Below are 22,236 nucleotides of genomic sequence, written 5' to 3'. Positions count from 1 at the left end.
AAGTTGACTTGATTGCAGATGCGAAGCTGGGCTACTTTTGGTACAATAGAGAAGATGATATTACTATTTAATAAACCCTTTGACGTACTCACAAAATTTACTGATACTGAAAATCGTAAGACACTGAAAGATTATATTGATATTCCTAATGTATATGCTGCAGGAAGGTTAGATAAGGACAGTGAAGGCTTGCTTTTACTGACCGATGATGGGAAGTTAAATCATAAGCTCACTGACCCAAAGTCCAAGTCTTATAAGACCTATCTTGTACAGGTAGAAGGAGAGTTTACAGAAGAAGCAGCTCAAAAACTGCGTGCTGGTGTGCTACTCAAGGATGGTAAAACCCTTCCAGCAAAAGTTAGACGAGTTTCAGAACCCGAATGGCTGTGGGAGAGAACGCCACCGATTCGTGAGCGAAAAGCAATACCTACAAGCTGGGTTGAAATTTCCATCAAAGAAGGAAAAAACCGCCAAGTGCGTCGAATGACTGCCAATGTAGGCTTTCCGACTCTACGCTTAATCCGTACGAAGATTGGTAATTATGAGTTAGGAAATCTTCCCTCAGGAAAATACAAAATAATCTAAGCTTGCCAGAGAAACTTTAAAAATAAAAACGCTCAAATTAGCATTTTAAAATGTTAATTTGAGCGTTTTTAAGTTCAGTTGAACAGGTTTTGTCATGTATTTGAAATCATTTTAACTCACAAGAAACAAATGTTAAAATATAATGAGAAGTATTCTCAGAATACAAAAACACTTGACAAGGAAAATGCCATGCTTTATAATCCGACAGCACAGCACAGCACAGCACAGCACAGCACAGCACAGCACAGCACAGCACAGCAGTAGTTTTGCGCCTTTTTTACTATGCACTCAACGGACGTCCTGGATAAGGGCGTTTTTGTCGTGTGAGCAACAGCGCACCACAAAGTGCTAATGTTCCTTAACTATAAAAATGAAAATAAAAGAGGGAAAATAAATGAATAAAGAACAAAAGAGAAAACTCGCCCTTATCGCCGTCTTAGGTGCGGCCTTATTAGTGGGCGGCACCTTTGCCTTCCAAGCCTTTAACCAACAAGCCATCAATGACCGCTTACGTGACAATGAAGTTGAGGTCGGCGGGCGTGTCCATGACTACTACAACCGAGACACAGAAAACAAAGACGTCTTTGTGGAAAACTACGGCCAAGAAGAAATCATGGCCCGCATCCGCCTGTCAGAGTTTATGGAAATCCAAGAACGAGGACAATCCAGCTTCACACCTGTCGTAGAGGGTACTGAGCGTGATGATGTGACCTCATGGACCACATGGAAACCTGAGGCAGAAGAAATGAGTCAACGTCAGATAGGCTCAGACTCTGCACATTTTGAGCCCTATTCTAACCTGACCTTTGGTTGGCACCGTGACGGCCAGTTTGCCCCTTGGTACCTGCCGACCTTTAATCTTGACGAAGCAGATGAACGCACCGCAGCTGCAGGCCATGCCCGAGACTATATCGCGGGCAATGGAGCGACAGACGGCAGCACAGATGGGGCTACTTACCCAGGAGATGGGACAGATGCTTTCTGGTCAGAAGATGAAAGCTATGACAACAGCACAGGTACTTGGCCCGGTTCTCAAGCGACACGTGAAACTGCACAGCACCTCCAACAAGAACGCCCGCCACTGACCATGGAAGAATGGGCAGAACTTGATAACAGCGAGAAAATCGGGGATTTTTGGGTAATTGACTACCAGACAGGCTGGGCTTACTGGGCCTCTAAACTCCAAACAGGCGAAACAACGTCCTACCTTCTGGATGCCGCTCAAATGACTCCAGCAGCCGATGACATCAATGGCACTTACTATTATGGTATCCATGTCTCTAGTCATCTGCTCAGTCCAGAGCATAGCGATGATTTCCTAGAAGAAGACAGCGAAGGGGAGCACCATGAGCACTTGCCAGATTTTCTTCAAGGGATAAGAAATAACGCTATGGACCAAGATTGGGGACTTCCGGGCTTGCCAACGGAGAACCCACCAGCTAATGTGAATTCTTCTCCAGGAGACTTTAACTTTGGGCTGATGACCCCAGGACGACTCTTTACCATGGCTGGGCAACAGTTTCGTTATCTTGAAAATCAAGGTGGTGGTAATCATTTGATTATCCGTAACTCGATGATTCCTAGTATCTCTTGGAATGGACAACCTGCAAGGTTACAGACTTGGTACAATGCTCTTATTCAAGCAGAATCCACGCTTGAACCTATGGTTCAACCTGTAGCTATCCCAACTCCTGTACCTGGTATTGCCTCTTCTTCTATTAATCTTACAACCTCAGGATGGTTACCATCTAATCTTGCCTCTTTCCCAGCAGTAGCCAATGATTCAACAACTGTTGCGACAAGCGGTGGCTCTAAACAAGCTTTTGCCCTTTCCCTGGCTGATGTAGCTAGAGTATCGGGCCCAGGATTGGGGTTTCCTAACCATGCCCAACGTGTAGCAGGCGCTCAAGGCAATGTTAATGGTTGGTGGTTACGTACTCCTGGAGCAGGAGGCCAAGCTTGGTCTATACTAAGTGCAGACTTTGGCGCTGCTGGTTGGTTAGCTGGCTTTCAAAATGCATCCCACGCTATGAGGGATTCTGGAGTCCGCCCCGCCCTCATCATCTGGCAGAGAGAAGCTTAGAAAAAATACTCATCACTCCTTTTCAAATTAAAGCTTTTTCCTCTATTTATGTGACATGCTCTAATTAAAAAAATACTTGGAAACTTTACTTCCAAGTATTTTTTTAGTCTTAAGAGATGCGTTAAATCATAGTATCTCTTAACTCCTCTTTATAATATAAAATGGCACAACATGCAAAAAAACCGAGGAATTTCACCAACTCCTCGGCAGTAGTGAGTAATGCTGTCTCACTGTTTATTATAAGAAAAAAGTTTATTGAAACTTATAAAGGGTGTTTCAACTAAAAGCTCCGTCCACCGCCAGAACCTCCACCGCCAGAGAAGCCACCTCCACCAGAGTTATTATTTCTAGGGATGCGGCGAGTAGTAATGAAGGAATTGACCAGTGTATCGCTTCGTTTGGATAAGCTTAATTTTCCGTTCTCTTGATAACGGTAATTCCAGTGGGCGCCCATCTTTAATTGATAGCGGGAGACCAGAACGATAACAAAGGCACCGGCGGAGATGAACGCAAGGATAACTGCAATTAGAATATAAGCAGGACGGAAGGAACGTTGGAAAGTAACTGCTCCCGTTTGTGGGTCAACTGTATATTTTCGATCTCCAGGTATTCCTTGTTCATAATAATGCGTTACCTGCGCATAGAAACTTTCGATGGCTTGTTGATAATTCCCATCGGACAATTGTGGCTGCACAACATCTAAAATCGACTCAATCCGAGAAGAGGTAATGTAATGCTTCAAATTTCCTGTTGCCCAGATATAAAGCTTCCGTTGTGACATATTAATTACCAAGACAATACCATTGTTCCCTTGGCCAACTTTTTGAGCTAAGTAATTGACCGCAAAATCTTTGGGCGATTCAGTATCGTTCATAGTTGTGACTACAAAGACCCCGGCTTTAGTCTGATCTGCAAGCAATTGAGCTTCTTGCTCAAGGGATTGTGTTGTGCCACTCAAAAGAGCAGCCTGATCGTCAATACCTACCTGCTGTGCAAAAGTATCTTTAGGAAAAGCAAATAATGTACATAGTGTAACTACTGTAAAAAATAGTGTTAAAAGTATTCGTTTCTTTTTCATGAGACAAACCACCCCACAATAACTCCAAGTATGAGTACAGTAATGAAAATAAGAAGTGCCACTAGGGCGACTTTCATTTTATCCACAGGAAGAATACCAGCAGTTTTACCTGTTTGCCCATTCATCGCATAGTAGAAAAGTTTATCGCTATTTTTTTGACGATAAGTCACGAGCCAGAGTGGCAAAAGCACATAGTCACTTTCTAGATTTTTAATGCTTTGTTGAGATTGAACACTAGTAACAGCGGTATAGCCTTGTATTGTATCACGCATGAGCGCTTCAGAATACTGACGTAATTCGCTATCCACCCGTTCCTTGATTTCGGCATACTCAATATCTCTTTTTTCAGTTAAAAAACCGGAGAGATACTGATTTTTAAATGATACCGCTTTGGATAAATCGAAAGGTTGGACCGCACCAACCATTTTTTCAGGTTCATTTTTTTTCAAGGCATTTTTAACTAAATCTTGAAAAGAACTGTTCCCTTCTCGGATAATTTGGTATTGCTTGGTTTCTGTGTATTCTAAATCTCCAACAATCCAGACCCGAATCCTATTGGCACGCGCCTGTAATTGTCCTTCTAAATCTGCACCGACAACCCAATAAGGAAAGTAAACACCTTGGAGTTGCTTGATTTGCTTTTTATCAAAGAAATCTTTCGGGACAAATTTCTTTTTCCCTACCCAGTCAAGAAAAGCTTCTTCAGCATCTCTCTGTTCAATCTGGAAGGGTAAAACTTTTTCAGGGAGAAATTTCCCAGACAGACGCTCTGAAAGAACGACAGGGTTGTGACAGTAGTAGCAGAAAGTCGAAGCAGTTGTTGCATCGGTCACAATTTCCGCACCACAAGAAGGACAGACAAAGAGCCCAACCTGATCATCAATCGGTGTTTCTGCCTCATCAGTTTCTAGAGGAACATCTGGAGCAATTTCTTCTGGAATTCCCTTGTCTTCTTGTTTAGCTTCAAAGGCAGTAACTTCCTCTTCTGTAAAGGTAGATAAGCAGTACTGACAATGAAACTTTTGACTTTTAGGATCAAATAGGAGGGGGCCGCCACAGTTAGGACAGAGATGGGTGAGAACCTTCGACTGGCTCATAATTTACCTCTTTTCTGATCTTTATAAAGGCTTAGCAACGAAAGGTTGCCCACATTCTGGACAGAATTTTGGCACACCATTCGCTAAATTAACGACTGCATTACAAGCTGAGCAAGCCATTTCAATCTTTACGTTAGCTGTTGCTTCAGGTTTTTTCTCCCCACAGTTTGAACAGAATTTTCCTGCATTTTCTGTACCACAAGCTGAACATGTCCAAGTATCTTCTGATTTTGTCGCGGATTTTTCCTGTTGAGCCATTTGGGCTTGATTTGAGGCACTGGCTTGACCGAGAACATCACCCGCTTGGTTCATCCCCATGCCCATTCCCATAAAGGCTTGCATAGCTCCACCCGTGTTGCTTCCAGCAGCTTCGATACCGCGAGCCACAGCGCCTTGCATATAGCCTTCACGTACACTTGGATCACCAAGCATCGCACCTTGATTACGCATATTGATCAGTTTTTGACTGTCATCTGTGTAACTGATCGAGCTTACAGCCACAGCGACCACTTCGATTCCACGAAGTTTGCGCCACTCTTCATCAAGTGTATCTGCCATATATTTTGAAAGTTCAACAGATTTTGAAGGGAGGAAAGAAACGCGCTCCCCTTGGGCTGAGTAAAGGTTGATCGACGTGTTCAATGCTGTTAAAAATTCTTGAAGATATTGTTCGTTGATATCTGAAATTTCAACTTGCGTTTGATTTTTAGGAATGGCATTAGCATAGAACAAGATAGGATCTGTAATTCTTATCGAATATGTTCCATGTGTACGAAGGAAGAGTTCCGCATTGTAGAAGTTATCAAAGTACTGTAAAGGTGTTGCTGTTCCAAACTTAATACCTTTGATTTCTTGAAGATTAATATAGTAAACTTCTTGTTTTTGCGGTGTCACACCACCAAATTTAAAACGGAAGAAGGCTTCTTGCACAGATTCTTTAAGGCCGCCGTTAAACATAGAAGGTGCAGTATCATTTTTGACTGTATAATAACCTTCCTCAGCGGTATAGTCAATAATTTTTCCACCGTCAACGAGGAGCATCATCATATTCGGATAGACATGCACGACAGACCCATCTGTGATGACGTCAGAAGTTCCTTTACGATTGCTGCCACGTTTATCGTCCTTACGTACCATGACACCTTTGGTCATAACGGTTTGATCGGACATATCTTCTGGTTCGATGACTTCAAGCCATTGATCGGCTAAAGTTCCCCCAAGGCTACTTGTTGCTGCTTTAATGATACCCATATTTTTCTCCTGTCTTTGTTTAAATTACACGCTTTCATTATACCATAGAAGTAAAATAAATTTTTACAACTTGAGTAGGATTTATTGATTCTTGTAATTCCTTAAGATTTAGGTTATAATACTTTAAAACCTTTAACTTAGTCCAGAGAGGCTAGCAAGGATACGATAAATTATATCCCCTTATTTTGCATACTTTTAGGTATGTGAAAAGGATGATAGACGCTTTTTGTACACCTGCAGTCCTTCTGCAGGTGTTTTTATTATGATTCCTTCTGCTTTAGAAGATTAGAAGGATAGTAGGGAGCGGAGCAAGTTGTGAACCTTCCGTCATTCTCTGTTTTAAAAAATGACGGAAAATCTTATAGTTTTTCTCCCTCACAGCTATCTTTCTGTGAAGAGAATGAAAGTTTGCAAAGAACGTTTGGCATAAAGACATTTTGAGCTGCAGAACTGGTTGATTAATGAATTCGTTTTATAAAAAGGAGGAGTAATGAAGCTTCAAGAAGAAATGCTTATCGTCAGTCAGAAAGAAGTAGCCGAAGATATTTTTGAGTTGGTATTGCAAGGTGATTTGGTAAATGACATGGAAATAGCAGGACAGTTTTTGCAACTAAAAGTTCCCAGTCAGGATTTACTTTTACGACGTCCGATTTCGATTTCGAGTTGGAATAAGCAGGAAAAAACGTGTACATTACTCTATCGTCGAGGTGATAAAACAACAGGCACTTACCTATTGTCAAAAATGGTTGCAGGACAAGCCATCGATATTCTTGGTCCTTTAGGTAAAGGCTTTCCGGTTGATGAGGTAGTAGAAACAGATCATGTCCTTATCGCAGGTGGAGGGATAGGTGTTCCACCATTGTATGAATTAGCAAAACAGCTGAGTAAAAAAGGATGTCAGATTACGGTTTTACTCGGATTTGCACGTGTAGAAGTTAAGGTTTTAGAAGAGCAATTTGTTCAACTACCTAATGTACAGGTAAAAGTAGCAACAGATAATGGTTCTTATGGCTGCCAAGGTCATGTTGGACATTTATTAAACCAGTTTGATCAAGAAGCAGATGCAGTATATGCTTGTGGAGCACCGATGATGTTAAAGGCTGTTGCCACAAAATTTGAAAGTTTAGAGCGCTTATATTTGTCGATGGAAGCACGGATGGCTTGTGGGATTGGTGCATGTTATGCTTGTGTTGTTCCAGATAAAAAAGACCCCACACATGCTTTAAAGGTATGTCAAGATGGGCCTGTATTTAAAGGAAATGGAGTAGTAATATAATGAATCGACTTGCAGTAGAACTTCCTGGGTTAAAGCTTAAAAATCCAATTATTCCTGCTTCAGGCTGCTTTGGCTTTGGTGAAGATTACGCACGATATTATGATTTGAATCAGCTAGGTTCCATAATGATTAAGGCTACAACTCTTCAGCCACGTTACGGCAACCCAACGCCACGTGTTGCAGAAACAAATGCAGGTATGCTCAATGCTATTGGTCTTCAAAATCCTGGGCTTGACGTCGTGTTATCAGAAAAATTACCGTGGTTGTATGAAAACTTTCCTGAACTCCCTATTATTGCCAATGTAGCTGGTTCTGAACAATATGATTATGTAGCTGTCTGCGATAAAATAGGAACTGCGCCAAATGTTAAAGCTATCGAGCTTAATATTTCTTGTCCTAATGTCAAGCATGGAGGACAAGCTTTCGGTACAGATCCTAAGGTTGCTCATGATTTGGTCAAGGCTTGTAAGGAAGTAGCAGATGTACCTCTATATGTCAAACTCTCACCAAATGTTACAGACATTGTGGAAATCGCTCAAGCCGTAGAAACGGCGGGAGCTGATGGTATTACGATGATTAATACTTTAATGGGAATGCGTTACGATCTGCAGACTCGTAAACCCATCTTAGCCAACATTACAGGTGGTCTCTCAGGTCCAGCGATTAAACCAGTGGCTTTAAAATTGGTGCACCAAGTGGCACAAGCAGTGGATTTACCGATTATCGGAATGGGTGGTGTAATGACTGCTCAAGATGTACTTGAATTTTATTTGGCAGGTGCAAGTGCGGTTGCAGTGGGGACAGCAAACTTTTCTGATCCCTATGTGTGTCCGAAAATTATTAATGAACTTCCTGAACTTATGGATAGGTATGGGATTGAAAGTTTAGAAGAATTACGTAAAGAAGTAAAAAAGGAGAAAAAACAAAATGCATGAATCAAGACCAATGGTTGCCCTCGACTTTCCAAGCTTACGCGATGTAAAGAATTTTTTATTGCGCTTTGATGATCACGAAAAACTCTATGTAAAAGTAGGGATGGAACTCCTCTATCAAGAAGGACCCGTTGTTGTGGATTTCCTTAAATTCCAAGGACATGATGTCTTTTTAGATTTGAAACTCCATGATATTCCAAATACAGTTGGCTCAGCTATGAAAGGCTTAGCGCGTTTAGGAATAGATATGATTAATGTGCATGCTGCTGGTGGTATTGAGATGATGCAGCAAGCTAAAGAAGGGTTGATAGCTGGAACACCTGCTGGAGAAAAGGTTGCAGATTTGATTGCTGTAACCCAGCTGACTTCCACAAGTCAAGAAAGTATGCATCATGATCAAATGATTATGACAAGCTTGGAAGAATCAGTTCTACACTATGCTAAGTGTACGGATGAGGCTGGCTTAGATGGTGTTGTGTGTTCAGCACATGAAGTCCAAAAGATTAAAAGCGTAACACGTCCAGACTTTATTTGTTTGACACCAGGTATCCGCCCAGCAGGGACAGCTAAGGGAGATCAAAAACGAGTGATGACACCAGAAGAGGCACGTAATATTGGTTCAGACTATATCGTCGTTGGACGTCCAATTACTCGTGCTGAAAACCCAATTCAAGCCTACCAGACTATTAAAAATGAATGGAATGGGCAAGCATAATAAAAAGCTCTGAATGAATCAGGGCTTTTTAAAGTGGCTTTTTGTTTGGAGTCCCCGCTTTACGTGGGTATTTTTTTGGCGTTTCTTTTTTCTTTTCGATAATAGCGATGTGTCGCTCATCACCATTTGGAAGTTGGTAATCAATCTGTTCGATAAATTTGCTTCCTAAGATGGCAATGGCATGTTTAGCATCAGCAAGTTCTTCATCAAACTTGGCAGCTTTGAGCGACAAGAGGTGGCCGTTTTTCTTGAGGAAAGGAATAGTGAGTTCGGAGAGTACACTGAGACGAGCAACTGCGCGTGCTGTTACAATATCAAATTGAGCACGATAAAGAGGATTTTGTCCAAAATCCTCTGCACGGCCGTGCAATAAAGTGACTTGATCTAGCTTAAGCTCATTAGATAAAAGCGATAAAAAGTTGATCCGCTTGTTGAGTGAATCAATAATGGTTACCTGTAACTCTGGGAATATAATCTTCATTGGTAAACTAGGGAAGCCAGCTCCAGCACCAATATCAAGGATTTTTAACGGCTCATTTTTAATGAGCTTGTAGAGAATTGGGGCGATAGAATCATAGAAATGTTTGAGAAAGACTTCTTTTTTCTCTGTAATCGCCGTAAGATTGATCTTTTCATTCCATTCAACAAGAAGCTCAAAATAATGTTCGAATTGTTCTTTTTGTTGTTCATTTAAGAAAATATCAAAAGTTTCAAGTTGCGCATAAAATTCTTCAGGGTTCATTATAAGTTCCGTTCCAAAAGTTTTCTTGTAACACTGCTGATGTTATCACGTGTTTGGCCCTCAGGGAGTTTGTTAATTAGTTTGAGAGCTTGATTTGTATAATATTGAGCCAGTTCTTTCGTTTTTGTTAATGCTCCAGAGCTTTGAATGAAGCTGTAAACCTCTTCAAATTTTTCTTCTTGAATCAAAGATTTCACATGATGATGGTCAATCTCTAAAGCAAAGAGAACAGGTGCAGAAAAGATACCTTGCTTGATATCTTCATGGACAGGCTTACCCAGAGTTTGACTATCGCTAGCATAATCAAGATAATCATCCATGATTTGGAATGCAATCCCAATGTCCATCCCAATATTATAGGAGAGTTCAGATAAGTGAACATCTTGCATAATTAAAGGAGCAATTGAGGATGACATAGCAAAAAGTTCGCCTGTTTTTCCAGAAATATTTTGAATATAATCATCCATCGTTTGCTCAAAATCAAAATGCTTGTTGAGTTGCCCCAGCTCTCCACCTAAAAGTCGTTCGATAGAGCCGATATTTTTTGTTAAGTTTGGCAAATTAAAAGAATATTTTGATAAGAGCTTAAAAACAGCTACAAAAAGATAATCGCCAGCATAAACAGCTATTGATGGCTCATATTTTTTTGAGAGGGTTTCGACGCCACGACGCGTGTCTGCGTGGTCAACAATATCGTCGTGAATAAGTGTTGCGGTATGCAACATTTCAACGCTTGCAGCAAGCGCGATTTTACTTTTATTATCCATAGTGGTAAAATCGGCGAACATTAATAAATAAGCTGGACGTAGCATTTTTCCACCTGCATCAAACAGGTCAAAAATGGCTGATTTGATTTCTTTGTTTTTGATGCCAACCTGTTGCTTCATCATCTTTTGAACTTTGATTAAGGAAGATTCTAATTTTGGATATTCTGACCAAATTGTATTTTTTACGTCCATTTTTTACTTTCTTTAATAAATAATAACTGAATTGGTGCTACACGTTGAATGAGTTGGTTGCCCCCCACACCGATGGCAAATCCTGCGAGCATTCCGAAAAAAGAGAGCCATGGTAAATAAAGCATTACTGAACTTGTACCTGTAATAAGCGAGGCAACGAGGAGCTGTCCGAGATTATGAAAGAATCCTCCGACAACGGAAATGCCGATGAGAGAAACTCGCTTGGGACCCAGCTGCTTCATGAGATACATTGCCAAGAGGCTTAAAATAGCTCCTGCTGCAGAGTAGATTACTACAGAAACACCTGTGAATAAGGCAGTAATTAGTAAGCGTAAGACTTGCATCGTCCAAACTTTACGCCAATCTAAGGTGAAAATAGCAATAATCATTACGAGATTTGCTAGGCCAATCTTAGCTCCTGGGGCAAAAGCAAAGAAGGAGGGAATCCAGCTCTCAAAAATTCCCATAACAACAGCTACTGCAGTAAGAAGCGCTACATAAATATTTTCTTTTACATTCATCCGCTATAATCCACTCCAGACTCTGGTTGATCTCCAATGATTTGAATGACTAACTCGTGAGGTAAACAAACGATGGTATCGTTAACTTTGGAAATAAAGCCACGTTGCACATCAATTTGGTCGCGACAAGAGGCCTTGATAACAGCAATTTCTCCATCCCTTACCTCTATTTCATTATAATCCCCATCCTCAGAACGATAGGTCCAGCGCTGATTTTTGCTTAAATCAAATGTTTTAATCACCTTTCCTTGTACACGTAGTTGAGCCTTTGACCCAGAACTATTGTGAGGTAGGAGAAAGAAAACAGAAAAAGAAGCACAAAATAAGGCAAGAATAATGATAATATCCAGAGCTTTAATCTTGATTTCTTTGAAAAATTTCATCCCCTCCATGATAGCATAATTTAGGGAAAATAAGAAGCTCGGAATGATTTGTTCGTACGGTAAAAAGAGGATAAGAAGAGCTGTCCAAGCAAATGTTGGACAGCTTTGAATTATTTTTCAGTTTTGTTTTCAGCCTTTGAAAGTTCTTTTGCTTTAGCGATGATGTAATCATGTAATTCATCTTTGATTTGTGGATGATTGAGGCCATATTCGATAGTTGTTTCAACAAAGCCAAATTTATCGCCAACATCATAACGTTTGCCAGTGAACTCATGTGCAAAGACGCGTTGTGTTTTATTTAATGTTTCAATTGCATCAGTTAATTGAATCTCGTTACCTGCACCAGGTTTTTGTTTTTCTAAAACTTGGAAAATTTCTGGTGTCAACAGGTAGCGACCAATAATAGCTAAATCTGATGGTGCATCCTCAACAGCAGGTTTTTCGACGAACTCTGCAACATTATAAAGACCTTTGGAAACTTCACCTTCTGGAGCAATAACACCGTATTTGTCCACATCATCATGTGGAACTTTCATTACAGCGATTGTTGAAGCGTGTGTCTTTTCATAGTCAGAAATCAATTCTTTTGTAAGAGGTGTGCCATCGCCCATAATATTCATGAGGTCGTCACCAAGCATTACAACAAAAGGTTCGTCACCAACAAAGGCTTTTGCTTGAAGTACTGCATGTCCAAGCCCCATTGGGTGACTTTGACGGATAAAGTGGAGATTGATATCTGTTGTTTCTTCAACTAATTTTAAAAGCTCTGTTTTACCTTTTTCTTTAAGATTTTGTTCCAACTCGATGTTTGAGTCAAAGTGGTCTTCGATAGGACGTTTAGCCTTACCTGTAACGATTAAGATATCTTCAATTCCTGATTTTAAGGCTTCTTCAACGATAAATTGAATGGTTGGTTTATCAACAATAGGTAACATCTCTTTAGCAAGGGCTTTAGTGGCTGGTAAAAAACGTGTACCGAGACCGGCTGCGGGAATAATCGCTTTTCTTACTTTTTGTTTTGGATTTGTTTTGATCATTTTAAAAATTATCTCCTTCTGACCTTAGATACTGAATTCATTTTCGGTACGTGTTTCACGACGCATGATGTCTAAGATGCCTTCACGTGCATCCATATTTTCATAAAGAACTTTGTAGATTGTCTCTGTGATTGGCATATCAATATTCATACTTTGTGCAAGTTCGTAAGCTGCTTTAGTTGTTGAGACACCTTCAATAACCATACCCATGTTGGCTTCTATCTCCGCAAGCTTCTCACCTCGACCGAGAGCATCACCTGCTCGCCAATTGCGTGAATGAATTGATGTACCCGTAACAATCAAGTCACCTACACCAGACAAACCACTATAAGTAAGTGGCTGAGCGCCCATAGCAACGCCTAAACGGGTAATTTCTGCTAAACCACGCGTGATGATTGCTGCTTTGGCATTATCGCCAAATCCAAGACCATGCAAAGCCCCAGCCCCAACAGCAATAATATTTTTCAAAGCACCCGCTGTTTCCACACCAATTACATCCGTATTTGTGTAAAGTCGGAAGTAATCGTTAGAAAAAATTTCTTGCGCATATTTGGCTGTCTCTAAGTTTTTTGAGGCAGCTGAGATTAGGGTAATATCACGTCGAATTGTTTCTTCGGCATGCGAAGGACCAGAAACCACAACAATTTCGCTTCGGTATTCTTCTGGAATCTCTTCTTCGAGGATTGAAGAAATACGTTCATGTGTCCCTTGTTCGAGCCCTTTAGATGCATGCATAACTGTCACTTTATGTTTAAGAACTTTTGCGACTTGTTGAGCAACCAAACGTGTTACTTTAGTTGGAACAACAAAAAGAATAGCATCGACATTAGACAAGGCAGCTTCAAGATCTGTATAAGCAGAAATTTTCTGACTTAAAGTAATCCCTTTGAAGTAACGTTCGTTGGTATGCTTTTCATTAATTTCAGCAATTTGGTCAACATTGTTTCCCCAAATACGAACTTCATGTCCATTGTCATTAAGAACTTGAGAAAGAGCAGTTCCCCATGATCCAGGGCCGAGTACGGCAATTTTTTGTGGATTCATATTTTTTCCTTTACTAATTTATCCTAGCTTATAAAAGCCCAATACAACCTCATTTTATCATAATCTATATTAAAATTCACTGAAAACCCTGAAGAAAAAAATAAAACAAAAAGAAATTGTATTAAAATATATACAGAAAAACAGTAAACGCTTTTATTTATGGCTTGTTCATTGTATAATAAAGTCTAAATATTTTATTGTGAAAAAAGAGGAAATTGAATATGCAAAGACAAAAACATATTGCACTTTTGGAACGCTGTGTGGAGATTTCCCAAAATGCTCGCAATCATGGGAATACTCCTTTTGGTGCACTCTTGACAGATGACAAGGGAAATATTCTCCTAGAACAAGAGAATATTGAAATTACAGAGCAGATTTGTACGGGACATGCAGAAACCAGTTTGGCTGCAAAAGCATCAAAACTTTACTCTAAAGAATTTCTGTGGCAATGTACACTTTATACTACAGCTGAACCTTGTGCGATGTGTACCGGAGCGATTTATTGGGGAAATATTGGGACTATCGTTTATGCTTTAACGGAAAAACGTTTGTTAGAATTAACAGGAGATAACGAACAAAATCCCACCTTTGATTTACCTTCACAACAGATTATTGATTGTGGACAAAAGTCGATACAGATTATTGGCCCCTTTCCAGAAGTAGAGGAAAAAGCTAGAAAAGTTCATGATGGCTATTGGAAATAAAAAGTATGGAGATTTTAAAATGAAAATAAGAGCATTAGAAAGAACAGACTTAAAGGATATTCATATCATCAACAATGAAGCTAAAACTATGCATTTATGGTTCCAAGAGCCATACGAATCTTTAGATGAATTAACAGCTCTGTATGATAAGCACATTCATAGTATGGATGAACGTCGCTTTGTGGTAGATGTGGATGGCGCATTTGCGGGTATAGTAGAATTGATGGAGATTAACTTCATCCACCGTAGCTGCGAAATACAGCTCATCATTACGGAAGAGTATTCTGGTAGAGGCTTGGCACAAGAAGCTTTTCACCAAGCTTTAGACTATGCTTTTAAGGTGTTAAATATGCATAAAGTCTATCTTTGGGTTGATGTAGATAATGCTCCGGCTGTTCATATCTATGAAAAAGTTGGGTTCAAAATTGAAGGAACAATGAAGGAACACTTCTTTGCGGCGGGAAGCTACCATGATAGTCATTTTATGGGGCTCTTGAAGAAAGATTATTTGAAATAAAAGTGGGTGAAATATGACAAGCATTCGATCTGCAAATCAGGCTGACTTAGAAGAAGTAGCACATATTAACGTGGATAACTGGCGAGCGACATATGAAAATATCTTGCCCCAATCTTATTTGGAAAGTTTAGAATATAGGGCATTCCAGAGAAAATGGGAACGATTTATTGTACAGCCTTCACAAGAGCTTCTTGTCAAAGAGTTAGAAAATAAAGTTGCAGGTTTTATTGCATTTTCAGAAAGCAAAGATTGGAGTGATAACTTGTACATTGATTCGCTCCATATCTCTCAAAAGTTTCAAAGAAAAGGCGTAGGGACTCAACTATTGCTGCAGGTATTACAGCAGGCGAAAGAGGACAAAAAGACGGTTACCATTGCGATTCTGAAAAATAATGAAAATGCTAGGAAGCTCTATACAAAGTTAGGAGCTGTTCATCTTAAAGATTTTTCGGATAAGTTTGGTGATGTTACTACAGATTCAGAGCTTCTTATTTGGAAATAAGCTGATTATAAAATTAGAAAGAAGGTTTTCGTGCTCTCTTTACTCATTGCAACCAAAAAATTAGTCACATCATTTAGTTTTATATTAAAAAAGGACGATACCAAAGCCTTATTTTTCTTAATGGTAACAACTTTGATGAGTGGAACTATCTTTTATTCAACAGTAGAAAAATTTAGCATTTTAGATGCCTTGTACTTAAGTTTTATGACCTTGACAACGATAGGATATGGAGACTTACATCCGATAACTGCCATGGGTAAAATATTTATGATGATATACGCTACGGTTGGTTTAGGAATAATGGCCATGTTCATCTCCGTTATTGCCAAGGCATTTATCTATTCAAAACACAAACACAAAGAATAAATATCGAAAAAAAAAGCAGCTATATTTGATCAACTGCTTTTTTCTTTTCATTTTAATAAATGTTTAATGATGTTGGAGCATATACTGACGAGTCATTGGGAGACCAACACCTGAAGGTCCTTTTGTCAGAAGATATTGAACCACATCAATGTTTCCTGATTCGAAGCTTGCCGCGCAGGCTTGAAGATAAAGGGTCCACATGCGGGCAAATGGACGTCCCATTTCCTTTTCTACTTCTGCAAAAACTTTACTGTAGTTCTCGTTCCAGATTTCTAGTGTTTTTTGATAGTGACGACGTAAGGGTTCTAAATCATCCAGTTGTAATTTTGCAGTCATAATGTGCTCAATGTTTTCGGCGATGTTTGGAATATAGCCGCCTGGGAAGATATATTTTTCAATAAATGGATCAACTCCTGCTCCACGATGTTGCCCAGTAATTCCATGGATGAGGGCACGAGAATTGGGTTTGAGATAATCATAAACCTTTTGGAAATACATTTCTAAGTTTTCTTTGCCCACATGTTCAAACATGCCCACAGAAGTTACATAATCAAAGGTGCCTTCTTTTAAATCACGGTAATCCGTAAGGAAAACTTTTATTTTATCCTCTAACCCGAGTTTTTTCGACTTATTTACGATATAGTTGTATTGTTCTTCAGAAAGAGTGACGCCCACAGCTTCTAAGCCGTATTCTTGTGCAGCAGTAAAGAGCAATGTTCCCCAGCCACAACCAATATCTAATAAGCGTCCACCAGGTGTGCTGTTTAGTTTGTCAAGGATGTGATGGACTTTAGCGATTTGTGCTTGTTCAAGTGTCATATTCTCATTTTCAAAATATGCACAAGAATAAGTCATCGTTGGATCTAACCACTTTCTGTAAAAGTCATTTCCAATGTCGTAGTGTTGATGGATATCCTTTTTAGATTGCTTTTGGGAGTGATTGCCCAAGAGTTCGACAATTGATTTTCCGAAGCCTGATTGATTTGTTAAAAAGCTATCTGCTTTACGATAAGCGGAAGCGACAAGGTCTTGTATACTTCCTTCAATTTCGATTTCATCGTGCATATAAGCTTCAGCAAGAACCAGAGTAGGCATGGATGATAACTCGCTAAAAGCAAATTTCTTATTGAAAATGATGTGTACTTGAGCTTCACCATCGCCATATTTCTCTGTTTTTCCGTCCCAGTAAGTTACTTTTACTGGGATATCAAAGGCAGATGCGAGAGCTTTGTTTAATACTGTTTTTTCAAATACCAAGTTAATTCCCCTTTTCTAACTTTGCTACAGATAAAACTATACTCCGAGTTTTTTTGAATGTCAAATAGTTAAATTTTACAGGTAAATGATAAAAAACACTTCACTTATTTAATAGTCTGCTATGACTTCAAGAGTGGCAAGTGGTATAATGAGTAGCGTAAAGGTAACTTTAAAAAGATAAAAAGATTTTAAAACATCCAATAATTAAAGTCATTAACTATTGGCACTTAAAATATATTAAGAATAAATTTAAAAATAGAAAGAGAGTCAATGACAACAACAGGAATTATTATTTTAGCAGTACTTATTATATGGAATATTATTGTTTTTCTTTTTTACGCTATTGATAAATACAAGGCACAGCATCATTTATGGAGAATTCCTGAGAAGGTCCTGATTTCTCAAGCAATAGTAGGTGGAGGTTTGGGCGCTTTTCTGGGTGGGAAAATTTGCCGTCATAAGACACAAAAAGCATATTTTCTTTTCTCATGGTATCTTGGCTTGGCTGTTGACCTAATTTTAGTAGTTCTGATTTTTAAAACCTTACTCAAATAAAACCAAATAGGATTTTTACAAGGCGTTCATTTATGAAAAGTATAAATCCGCGCGTGAAGAATAGATCATCGATGATAGTCATCAATTGATTGTTGAGGAACAAGAAACGGGAAGTACTTAATAACTAAGGCGAAAAAATTGATAGAAGGCGGTAAATATGTTCCATAAAGAGTAAAACATATCCGAGAGAGCTTTACCTTACTTGCCTTTAGCGACAAATTATCCTCAAATGCAAGTAAGTTTAGTCAAAAACTTCCTGAAATCCGCTATGAAATTTGGTTGTTTGGAAGTGTCCTTTGGAAATAAATCGACCTTGATGATTGATTTGAAACAAGAAGCATAATAAGCAAGGAGAAGAGGAGATAATAGATGAGACTATGGCATGAAGCTTTAATAAAGCACCTTCCACGGATGCAATTGCTCGGGCAGCACCGAGAGTGTTGCGCTTTAAGAGGCAGGGGATGGGGCAAGCCTCACGCGACTGTAAACTACGTTTTTCACTATTCTCCTTATAAATTATTTCAATATCATCTATGGATAATGGAGGAGATGAAGCGAAGAGGATATAAGCCTGCTAAAGAATGGGAAAACCCTTTGTATCGTGGAAATCATTGCTCAAGTTACGAGTCACTAGAGAGAGTACCTTTAACTAAGCCAATTTATCAAGAACACGATGCAGATTATTTGATAGAGTGCCTTAATAATTTAAAAGCTAAGAATATAAGGATTGCGCTCTAACAGTAACAGCAATCGAAATTTTAGGAGTTATATTATTAAAAATAAAAAAACGAGGGCAAAAGTCTCTGTGTCTGTTCGCACTTTTTGGTAATTTTACTTGCTGCACTGTTGATTTATTTCAGCCCTCTTTTATTAATGTTGGGGTCTTTTGTATTAACGGAAGCAAGTGCTAAAATGTATAGTCAACAAAATATTACGGCTATCATTAAGGATCCAGAGATGCGAGGTGCCAAGATTCAGTATGATAAGGACAGTTTGAGCTTATCATGGGAGGCCTTAAGCACTCCTATGATAAATATTAAATATGCTTCTACCAAAGACCTAGAACGTTTAGCAAAATCTGTTTATGGTGAAAAAAAATTATGACAGATGTGTCGTCAAAAAAGCGAATCTTGACTCTAAAGTAGAGTTTTATAAAGAAGATTCACTTATTTATACTGTAAACTTTACAGGAGATTAGTATTTACAGCGAAAAGAGAAAACAAGAAGCTCAAGGAGGAAGATAAAATGGAAAATGAAAAAATGAGTTTAATAAATGCAATAATGAGTGCCTTTTTAGGCAGCGTCGTTATTGTACTGTCTCTTTTTGGATTTCAACTCTTTTGGAATACCAATCCATACTTTAATGGCACTCATGGACACGTACCAGAGAATTGGAATCCTCAGCTATTGTTAGGGATGTTTGGCGTAACTGTAGTTATTAGTATTATTTTGATTATCATGGGAGTTGTTGACCGTAAATCTTCTACAGAAAAAGATACAAAGCGTGCAGGTTTTTATTTTATCTTAGGGGGAATATTTGGACTGTTTCCATTTTTAGGTTTTATTGGAGGAATCTTAACTTGGATTGGAAGCGGAATGAGTGCAAAGGATGAGTAAAGCACGAACAACTCTTTATGAAACAGAAGATATAAGAGGAGAGAATTAAAATGAAAAAAGCCCAACCTTTTGAAACTTACTTTAATGATGAGGACTTAGAGGAAGAAAAACTTGCTAGAATGCGACTTACACGACAGTTGGTTCATACTATCTATCCTGATGTGCAAGAACGTGTTTCTTATGCAATGCCTGGCTTTTATCCTAAAGAGGCTAAGAAAGCAACGCAACAACTCTTTTTGCTCATGGCTAATAAGGGTTGGTTAGGTATTTACGGAACACAAGGAATGGAAGAAAATGACTTTTCTTCTTTTACAGACTATAATATTGAATTCGGGAAAGGCTCACTCAAAGTTCCTTATGATATGCCCGAGTCTGAGTTAAAAAATTTACTACAACTTATAATGAATCACAATGCTAAGAAAAATGGATTTGATATCTCTTAAATATAAAGAATTTCCTAAGTATTTAGGCTAGGAATGCAACATTACATAAGCTCAATTCCTAATAATTGTTAGAAAATAAAAAATGCACCTTTTAGGTGCTCAGACTTATTAAAATAGATTGGAAAAAATCATGAAAATTGTCATTTATATTTGCGAAATAGTAGCAATAATTTTATTGTACTTATTTGCGCCACTCAGTCTTTTGCTTAAAATTATCGGGTTTATAATAATTATTTGCATTGCGCAGTACGCTATTTCAATGTTAAAAGAGAATGAAACGAATGATACTCTTTCTTAAGGCTTTCCGGCGGGCTTTCTGGTTTTTCACAGTATTATGATTAGCTCACAAAATAGAAGGAACACTAATAAATGACTAAAAAACATATGAATTTATTGATTACATTACTATCACTTATCGCTATTGCAATGAATTTTATATTTTATAATAGCAACCCATACGTATCCCTAGCAATAGCTGTGGTTTTAATGTTTAATCTTTATTTCTCATTACCTAGAAGAGCAAAAAATAAACCCAAGAAATAACAAACAAAGAATTATAAAGGAGAAAATAGAGTAGGAATGATTCAGAAAAGGGAATGGGAAAAATCTTTCAAGAATGTGAATGGGCGTGAACCCAATGAACAAGAATATCAACAAGCTGTTTCTGAAGGTTTAGTAAAAGAGGAAGTTATACGTAGTAAAAATGATAAAAGAACAATAATTATTGTGGGAAGCATTTTGGGTACACTTCTCGCCATTATAATTGCTATATTATTAACTATATTTTTCTATCCTAAACCTTCAAATGATCAAACTGCTACTTTTAATGATGGTTCATCAAAAAGTACTTTAAGGAGTGCAAGTACGTCAATGGCACAGTCAACAAGCTTGTCAGAGCACGACCGCCAAGTTCTTATGGATTGGGATCGTCTTTCCTTAAACCAACAGATAGCATTGCTAGCACAGACCTATGCAGGAATAAATCCACAAACGACTCTTCTAAGTGCAGAAAAAATAGCAATGACCGCAAATGGTAATGCTGGTGTGAATGATGGATATATTCAATGGTATGATGATACAAATGTTCAGCATAAATTAGATGTAGTCATCAATAACAATACGGTTATTTTTAATTACATCGACAATATGAGCGGTCAACCTCAGAAAAAAGAAGCAAAAATAAATTCTTTGTTATCTACTTATTATCAAAACGGCATATCTAAACAGACGACAGACAATATTGCTCTAAAAGTGGTTACTCCAGCGGAATTGCAAAGTTCCGATCCTAAATCGATTATTTATGAAGCTCTCATTAATAAAGGGTTTAGACGTTCTTTAGTAAGTTACGATGGAATGGATGTAGATACAGCAATGAAAAATGGTGCGCCTCAAAATTTAGCTCATGATGGTACTCAGTATTACTATTTTGAAAGCAAGGAGTCTGTTAAAACAACAGGGGTGGGTAACTATGCTTATTCGGCAAATCATCCTTATAAGATAACAGACACGGATATTGAGATAGGATATATAAATAATGCACCAGGAAATATGGCCAAAATCCCATATAGAATTGAAAATGGCTCGGTAGTTTTTGAAGCTTCTTCAGTTAATTTTGAAGGTCACAATATTGTTTTTTCCTTTACAAAAGACCCAACTGCTAAAGATTATATCTACTCTAAAAAAGAAAGTCAGTGATAAAAGTACGAGTCGTTTTTAAGAAACACTATGTCTGTATTCTCATATAATGTTTACCCTAATAACATAAAAAGCAATCTATATAATATTATACTCAAACTTTATAACAAAGTAATACAAAAATCTTCAATATTGAGCGTATAAGCTTACGTTGAACATCTTTATATCAAATTAGAAATCATACGAAAGTCTGAAAAGTTTCCTTCAGAATATGATAAAATTAAAGTATAGCCAGTTGGCTGATGAAATAAGTAAAGAAAGCTTGTTATAACAGGAAACAAGGATGGAGGCTAAAAATGCATATGACAGGAATGATGATGGGTGGAATGCATGGATTTATACAAATAATTCTGATTCTACTAGTGGCACTTTGGCTGATAAGCTTAATGAAAAATAAATCAAATCAAAAGAATAAAACAGCAAAAAAACCACCACGTAAAGAAAATATACAACGTTATCAAGAAGCAGGGCTTTCTGAGAGCGATATTGAAATTTTTCGTGACACTTTAGCAGATGCTAAAGAAAACATTGAAAAGTGGGAGACAAATACGAAGAAAAATGACGAGTTAGAGGTTGTTGAATCCGTAACAGGTGGTCTTGAAGCAAGTAAGCTCCTCTTTAAACATATCGTGCAAAACCCAACGCAATTGACAAAACAGAATGATTTTCTCTATAAAGACCTACCAAATATGGTGAAATTGACAGAGAAATATCTGGAAATGCAAAAGCAATCTGTCAAATCTGAAGAAGTTAGTCGTGATATGGATGAAACGTTGCTTCTGATCAAAACATTGGCAATGAACATCTCTAAAAACTATCATGAAATTTTGATGGATGATGTTAATGTTATTAAGCACGAAGTAAAGTTTGACTAAGG

The 22,236-nt window shown here is 38.3% G+C and carries 27 protein-coding genes; 17 read left to right on the top strand and 10 right to left on the bottom strand.

Annotated features, from left to right (window positions below):
- Window positions 1–54: 54 nt before the first annotated feature.
- The 3 genes from VNN39_RS00375 to VNN39_RS00365 all read left to right on the top strand — a co-directional run bounded on the left by VNN39_RS00375 (window position 55) and on the right by VNN39_RS00365 (window position 2,668).
- Complete coding sequence (locus tag VNN39_RS00375; RefSeq protein WP_096368489.1) at window positions 55–585, top strand: rRNA large subunit pseudouridine synthase E; 531 nt, start codon at window positions 55–57, stop codon at window positions 583–585.
- Between the two features lie 129 nt (window positions 586–714).
- The gene (locus VNN39_RS00370; protein ID WP_339007114.1) at window positions 715–849 is read left to right on the top strand and encodes a hypothetical protein; all 135 of its coding nucleotides are present in this window, start codon (window positions 715–717) and stop codon (window positions 847–849) included.
- Window positions 850–979: 130 nt separating this feature from the next.
- Entirely contained in the window at window positions 980–2,668 is a 1,689-nt protein-coding gene (locus tag VNN39_RS00365; RefSeq protein ID WP_339007112.1) for a hypothetical protein, read from the top strand.
- Between the two features lie 280 nt (window positions 2,669–2,948).
- Here VNN39_RS00365 and VNN39_RS00360 read toward each other — a convergent pair whose 3' ends face one another.
- From VNN39_RS00360 to VNN39_RS00350, 3 genes are read right to left on the bottom strand one after another with little or no spacing between them, the layout of a single operon-like run.
- Entirely contained in the window at window positions 2,949–3,746 is a 798-nt protein-coding gene (locus VNN39_RS00360; protein WP_165713271.1) for a TPM domain-containing protein, read from the bottom strand.
- Window positions 3,743–4,843 (bottom strand): TFIIB-type zinc ribbon-containing protein, encoded by a 1,101-nt coding sequence (locus VNN39_RS00355; protein ID WP_270264906.1) that lies wholly within the window; start codon window positions 4,841–4,843, stop codon window positions 3,743–3,745. The genes VNN39_RS00360 and VNN39_RS00355 overlap by 4 nt, the downstream gene beginning before the upstream one ends.
- 21 nt (window positions 4,844–4,864) lie before the next feature.
- Window positions 4,865–6,094, bottom strand: a complete 1,230-nt coding sequence (locus VNN39_RS00350; protein WP_338997663.1) for an SPFH domain-containing protein — start codon at window positions 6,092–6,094, stop codon at window positions 4,865–4,867.
- Window positions 6,095–6,584: 490 nt separating this feature from the next.
- On the opposite strand from VNN39_RS00350, the gene VNN39_RS00345 reads away from it, so the two are divergent.
- The 3 genes from VNN39_RS00345 to pyrF are packed head-to-tail and all read left to right on the top strand — an operon-like array spanning window position 6,585 to window position 9,017.
- On the top strand, window positions 6,585–7,370 hold the full coding sequence (locus VNN39_RS00345) for a dihydroorotate dehydrogenase electron transfer subunit (protein WP_338997662.1): 786 nt from the start codon (window positions 6,585–6,587) through the stop codon (window positions 7,368–7,370).
- Window positions 7,370–8,305, top strand: coding sequence for a dihydroorotate dehydrogenase (locus VNN39_RS00340; RefSeq protein ID WP_017369062.1), 936 nt, complete (start codon window positions 7,370–7,372; stop codon window positions 8,303–8,305). The genes VNN39_RS00345 and VNN39_RS00340 overlap by 1 nt, the downstream gene beginning before the upstream one ends.
- Window positions 8,298–9,017, top strand: coding sequence for an orotidine-5'-phosphate decarboxylase (pyrF, locus tag VNN39_RS00335; RefSeq protein WP_017369063.1), 720 nt, complete (start codon window positions 8,298–8,300; stop codon window positions 9,015–9,017). The genes VNN39_RS00340 and pyrF overlap by 8 nt, the downstream gene beginning before the upstream one ends.
- Window positions 9,018–9,045: 28 nt before the next feature.
- On the opposite strand, the gene rsmG is transcribed toward pyrF, so the two are convergent.
- The 6 genes from rsmG to VNN39_RS00305 all read right to left on the bottom strand — a co-directional run bounded on the left by rsmG (window position 9,046) and on the right by VNN39_RS00305 (window position 13,703).
- On the bottom strand, window positions 9,046–9,759 hold the full coding sequence (gene rsmG, locus VNN39_RS00330; protein WP_165712120.1) for a 16S rRNA (guanine(527)-N(7))-methyltransferase RsmG: 714 nt from the start codon (window positions 9,757–9,759) through the stop codon (window positions 9,046–9,048).
- Window positions 9,759–10,718, bottom strand: coding sequence for a polyprenyl synthetase family protein (locus tag VNN39_RS00325; RefSeq protein WP_017369065.1), 960 nt, complete (start codon window positions 10,716–10,718; stop codon window positions 9,759–9,761). The genes rsmG and VNN39_RS00325 overlap by 1 nt, the downstream gene beginning before the upstream one ends.
- On the bottom strand, window positions 10,709–11,239 hold the full coding sequence (locus VNN39_RS00320; protein ID WP_017369066.1) for a Gx transporter family protein: 531 nt from the start codon (window positions 11,237–11,239) through the stop codon (window positions 10,709–10,711). The genes VNN39_RS00325 and VNN39_RS00320 overlap by 10 nt, the downstream gene beginning before the upstream one ends.
- Window positions 11,236–11,631: a NusG domain II-containing protein gene (locus VNN39_RS00315; RefSeq protein ID WP_017369067.1), complete on the bottom strand. Its 396-nt coding sequence runs from the start codon at window positions 11,629–11,631 to the stop codon at window positions 11,236–11,238. Before VNN39_RS00315 ends, VNN39_RS00320 begins: the two co-directional genes overlap by 4 nt.
- 101 nt (window positions 11,632–11,732) lie before the next feature.
- The gene (gene galU, locus VNN39_RS00310) at window positions 11,733–12,659 is read right to left on the bottom strand and encodes a UTP--glucose-1-phosphate uridylyltransferase GalU (RefSeq protein WP_165712117.1); all 927 of its coding nucleotides are present in this window, start codon (window positions 12,657–12,659) and stop codon (window positions 11,733–11,735) included.
- A gap of 24 nt (window positions 12,660–12,683) precedes the next feature.
- The gene (locus tag VNN39_RS00305) at window positions 12,684–13,703 is read right to left on the bottom strand and encodes an NAD(P)H-dependent glycerol-3-phosphate dehydrogenase (protein WP_017369069.1); all 1,020 of its coding nucleotides are present in this window, start codon (window positions 13,701–13,703) and stop codon (window positions 12,684–12,686) included.
- A 221-nt stretch (window positions 13,704–13,924) separates the two neighbouring features.
- On the opposite strand from VNN39_RS00305, the gene VNN39_RS00300 reads away from it, so the two are divergent.
- The 4 genes from VNN39_RS00300 to VNN39_RS00285 all read left to right on the top strand — a co-directional run bounded on the left by VNN39_RS00300 (window position 13,925) and on the right by VNN39_RS00285 (window position 15,792).
- Window positions 13,925–14,407 (top strand): nucleoside deaminase, encoded by a 483-nt coding sequence (locus VNN39_RS00300; protein ID WP_213432351.1) that lies wholly within the window; start codon window positions 13,925–13,927, stop codon window positions 14,405–14,407.
- 19 nt (window positions 14,408–14,426) lie between these two features.
- Window positions 14,427–14,924 carry a GNAT family N-acetyltransferase gene (locus tag VNN39_RS00295; protein ID WP_243415327.1) on the top strand — a complete coding sequence of 166 codons (498 nt, stop codon included), beginning with the start codon at window positions 14,427–14,429 and terminating at the stop codon, window positions 14,922–14,924.
- Window positions 14,925–14,937: 13 nt separating this feature from the next.
- Window positions 14,938–15,426 (top strand): GNAT family N-acetyltransferase, encoded by a 489-nt coding sequence (locus tag VNN39_RS00290; RefSeq protein ID WP_096368476.1) that lies wholly within the window; start codon window positions 14,938–14,940, stop codon window positions 15,424–15,426.
- Between the two features lie 135 nt (window positions 15,427–15,561).
- Window positions 15,562–15,792 carry a potassium channel family protein gene (locus tag VNN39_RS00285; protein WP_422393571.1) on the top strand — a complete coding sequence of 77 codons (231 nt, stop codon included), beginning with the start codon at window positions 15,562–15,564 and terminating at the stop codon, window positions 15,790–15,792.
- Between the two features lie 63 nt (window positions 15,793–15,855).
- On the opposite strand, the gene VNN39_RS00280 is transcribed toward VNN39_RS00285, so the two are convergent.
- On the bottom strand, window positions 15,856–17,049 hold the full coding sequence (locus tag VNN39_RS00280; protein ID WP_096368475.1) for an SAM-dependent methyltransferase: 1,194 nt from the start codon (window positions 17,047–17,049) through the stop codon (window positions 15,856–15,858).
- 270 nt (window positions 17,050–17,319) lie between these two features.
- Between VNN39_RS00280 and VNN39_RS00275 the strand changes: the two genes are divergently transcribed.
- The 7 genes from VNN39_RS00275 to VNN39_RS00245 all read left to right on the top strand — a co-directional run bounded on the left by VNN39_RS00275 (window position 17,320) and on the right by VNN39_RS00245 (window position 22,234).
- A complete protein-coding gene (locus tag VNN39_RS00275; protein ID WP_017369075.1) occupies window positions 17,320–17,604 on the top strand; it encodes a DUF1294 domain-containing protein in 285 nt (94 codons plus the stop codon).
- A 369-nt stretch (window positions 17,605–17,973) separates the two neighbouring features.
- The gene (locus VNN39_RS00270; RefSeq protein WP_017369077.1) at window positions 17,974–18,342 is read left to right on the top strand and encodes a TIGR02328 family protein; all 369 of its coding nucleotides are present in this window, start codon (window positions 17,974–17,976) and stop codon (window positions 18,340–18,342) included.
- 174 nt (window positions 18,343–18,516) lie between these two features.
- Entirely contained in the window at window positions 18,517–18,708 is a 192-nt protein-coding gene (locus VNN39_RS00265; RefSeq protein WP_338997660.1) for a hypothetical protein, read from the top strand.
- 141 nt (window positions 18,709–18,849) lie between these two features.
- Window positions 18,850–19,221, top strand: a complete 372-nt coding sequence (locus VNN39_RS00260; protein WP_017369079.1) for a hypothetical protein — start codon at window positions 18,850–18,852, stop codon at window positions 19,219–19,221.
- Window positions 19,222–19,271: 50 nt separating this feature from the next.
- A complete protein-coding gene (locus tag VNN39_RS00255) occupies window positions 19,272–19,664 on the top strand; it encodes a hypothetical protein (protein WP_096368472.1) in 393 nt (130 codons plus the stop codon).
- A gap of 579 nt (window positions 19,665–20,243) precedes the next feature.
- Window positions 20,244–21,359, top strand: coding sequence for a hypothetical protein (locus tag VNN39_RS00250; RefSeq protein WP_213497196.1), 1,116 nt, complete (start codon window positions 20,244–20,246; stop codon window positions 21,357–21,359).
- A 296-nt stretch (window positions 21,360–21,655) separates the two neighbouring features.
- Window positions 21,656–22,234: a 5-bromo-4-chloroindolyl phosphate hydrolysis family protein gene (locus VNN39_RS00245; protein WP_165713281.1), complete on the top strand. Its 579-nt coding sequence runs from the start codon at window positions 21,656–21,658 to the stop codon at window positions 22,232–22,234.
- Window positions 22,235–22,236: the final 2 nt, after the last annotated feature.

Origin of the sequence: Lactococcus formosensis (genome assembly GCF_037892375.1) — a bacterium.
Lineage (GTDB): Bacteria > Bacillota > Bacilli > Lactobacillales > Streptococcaceae > Lactococcus > Lactococcus formosensis.
Note: the sequence above shows the minus strand (reverse complement) of the source record. Positions and strands in the feature narration are given on the sequence as shown.

Bases quoted from the DNA above. Each gene is read 5' to 3' on its own strand.
- VNN39_RS00255 (WP_096368472.1), top strand. From the start codon at position 19,272: ATGAAAAAAGCCCAACCTTTTGAAACTTACTTTAATGATGAGGACTTA.
- VNN39_RS00360 (WP_165713271.1), bottom strand. From the start codon at position 3,746: ATGAAAAAGAAACGAATACTTTTAACACTATTTTTTACAGTAGTTACA.
- VNN39_RS00305 (WP_017369069.1), bottom strand. From the start codon at position 13,703: ATGAATCCACAAAAAATTGCCGTACTCGGCCCTGGATCATGGGGAACT.
- VNN39_RS00365 (WP_339007112.1), top strand. From the start codon at position 980: ATGAATAAAGAACAAAAGAGAAAACTCGCCCTTATCGCCGTCTTAGGT.
- VNN39_RS00245 (WP_165713281.1), top strand. From the start codon at position 21,656: ATGCATATGACAGGAATGATGATGGGTGGAATGCATGGATTTATACAA.
- VNN39_RS00265 (WP_338997660.1), top strand. From the start codon at position 18,517: ATGTATAGTCAACAAAATATTACGGCTATCATTAAGGATCCAGAGATG.
- VNN39_RS00295 (WP_243415327.1), top strand. From the start codon at position 14,427: ATGAAAATAAGAGCATTAGAAAGAACAGACTTAAAGGATATTCATATC.
- galU (WP_165712117.1), bottom strand. From the start codon at position 12,659: ATGATCAAAACAAATCCAAAACAAAAAGTAAGAAAAGCGATTATTCCC.
- VNN39_RS00355 (WP_270264906.1), bottom strand. From the start codon at position 4,843: ATGAGCCAGTCGAAGGTTCTCACCCATCTCTGTCCTAACTGTGGCGGC.
- VNN39_RS00275 (WP_017369075.1), top strand. From the start codon at position 17,320: ATGACAACAACAGGAATTATTATTTTAGCAGTACTTATTATATGGAAT.
- VNN39_RS00315 (WP_017369067.1), bottom strand. From the start codon at position 11,631: ATGGAGGGGATGAAATTTTTCAAAGAAATCAAGATTAAAGCTCTGGAT.
- VNN39_RS00350 (WP_338997663.1), bottom strand. From the start codon at position 6,094: ATGGGTATCATTAAAGCAGCAACAAGTAGCCTTGGGGGAACTTTAGCC.
- VNN39_RS00300 (WP_213432351.1), top strand. From the start codon at position 13,925: ATGCAAAGACAAAAACATATTGCACTTTTGGAACGCTGTGTGGAGATT.
- rsmG (WP_165712120.1), bottom strand. From the start codon at position 9,759: ATGAACCCTGAAGAATTTTATGCGCAACTTGAAACTTTTGATATTTTC.
- VNN39_RS00260 (WP_017369079.1), top strand. From the start codon at position 18,850: ATGGAAAATGAAAAAATGAGTTTAATAAATGCAATAATGAGTGCCTTT.
- VNN39_RS00285 (WP_422393571.1), top strand. From the start codon at position 15,562: ATGAGTGGAACTATCTTTTATTCAACAGTAGAAAAATTTAGCATTTTA.
- VNN39_RS00250 (WP_213497196.1), top strand. From the start codon at position 20,244: ATGATTCAGAAAAGGGAATGGGAAAAATCTTTCAAGAATGTGAATGGG.
- VNN39_RS00345 (WP_338997662.1), top strand. From the start codon at position 6,585: ATGAAGCTTCAAGAAGAAATGCTTATCGTCAGTCAGAAAGAAGTAGCC.
- VNN39_RS00290 (WP_096368476.1), top strand. From the start codon at position 14,938: ATGACAAGCATTCGATCTGCAAATCAGGCTGACTTAGAAGAAGTAGCA.
- VNN39_RS00325 (WP_017369065.1), bottom strand. From the start codon at position 10,718: ATGGACGTAAAAAATACAATTTGGTCAGAATATCCAAAATTAGAATCT.
- VNN39_RS00320 (WP_017369066.1), bottom strand. From the start codon at position 11,239: ATGAATGTAAAAGAAAATATTTATGTAGCGCTTCTTACTGCAGTAGCT.
- pyrF (WP_017369063.1), top strand. From the start codon at position 8,298: ATGCATGAATCAAGACCAATGGTTGCCCTCGACTTTCCAAGCTTACGC.
- VNN39_RS00340 (WP_017369062.1), top strand. From the start codon at position 7,370: ATGAATCGACTTGCAGTAGAACTTCCTGGGTTAAAGCTTAAAAATCCA.
- VNN39_RS00270 (WP_017369077.1), top strand. From the start codon at position 17,974: ATGAGACTATGGCATGAAGCTTTAATAAAGCACCTTCCACGGATGCAA.
- VNN39_RS00370 (WP_339007114.1), top strand. From the start codon at position 715: ATGTTAAAATATAATGAGAAGTATTCTCAGAATACAAAAACACTTGAC.
- VNN39_RS00375 (WP_096368489.1), top strand. From the start codon at position 55: ATGATATTACTATTTAATAAACCCTTTGACGTACTCACAAAATTTACT.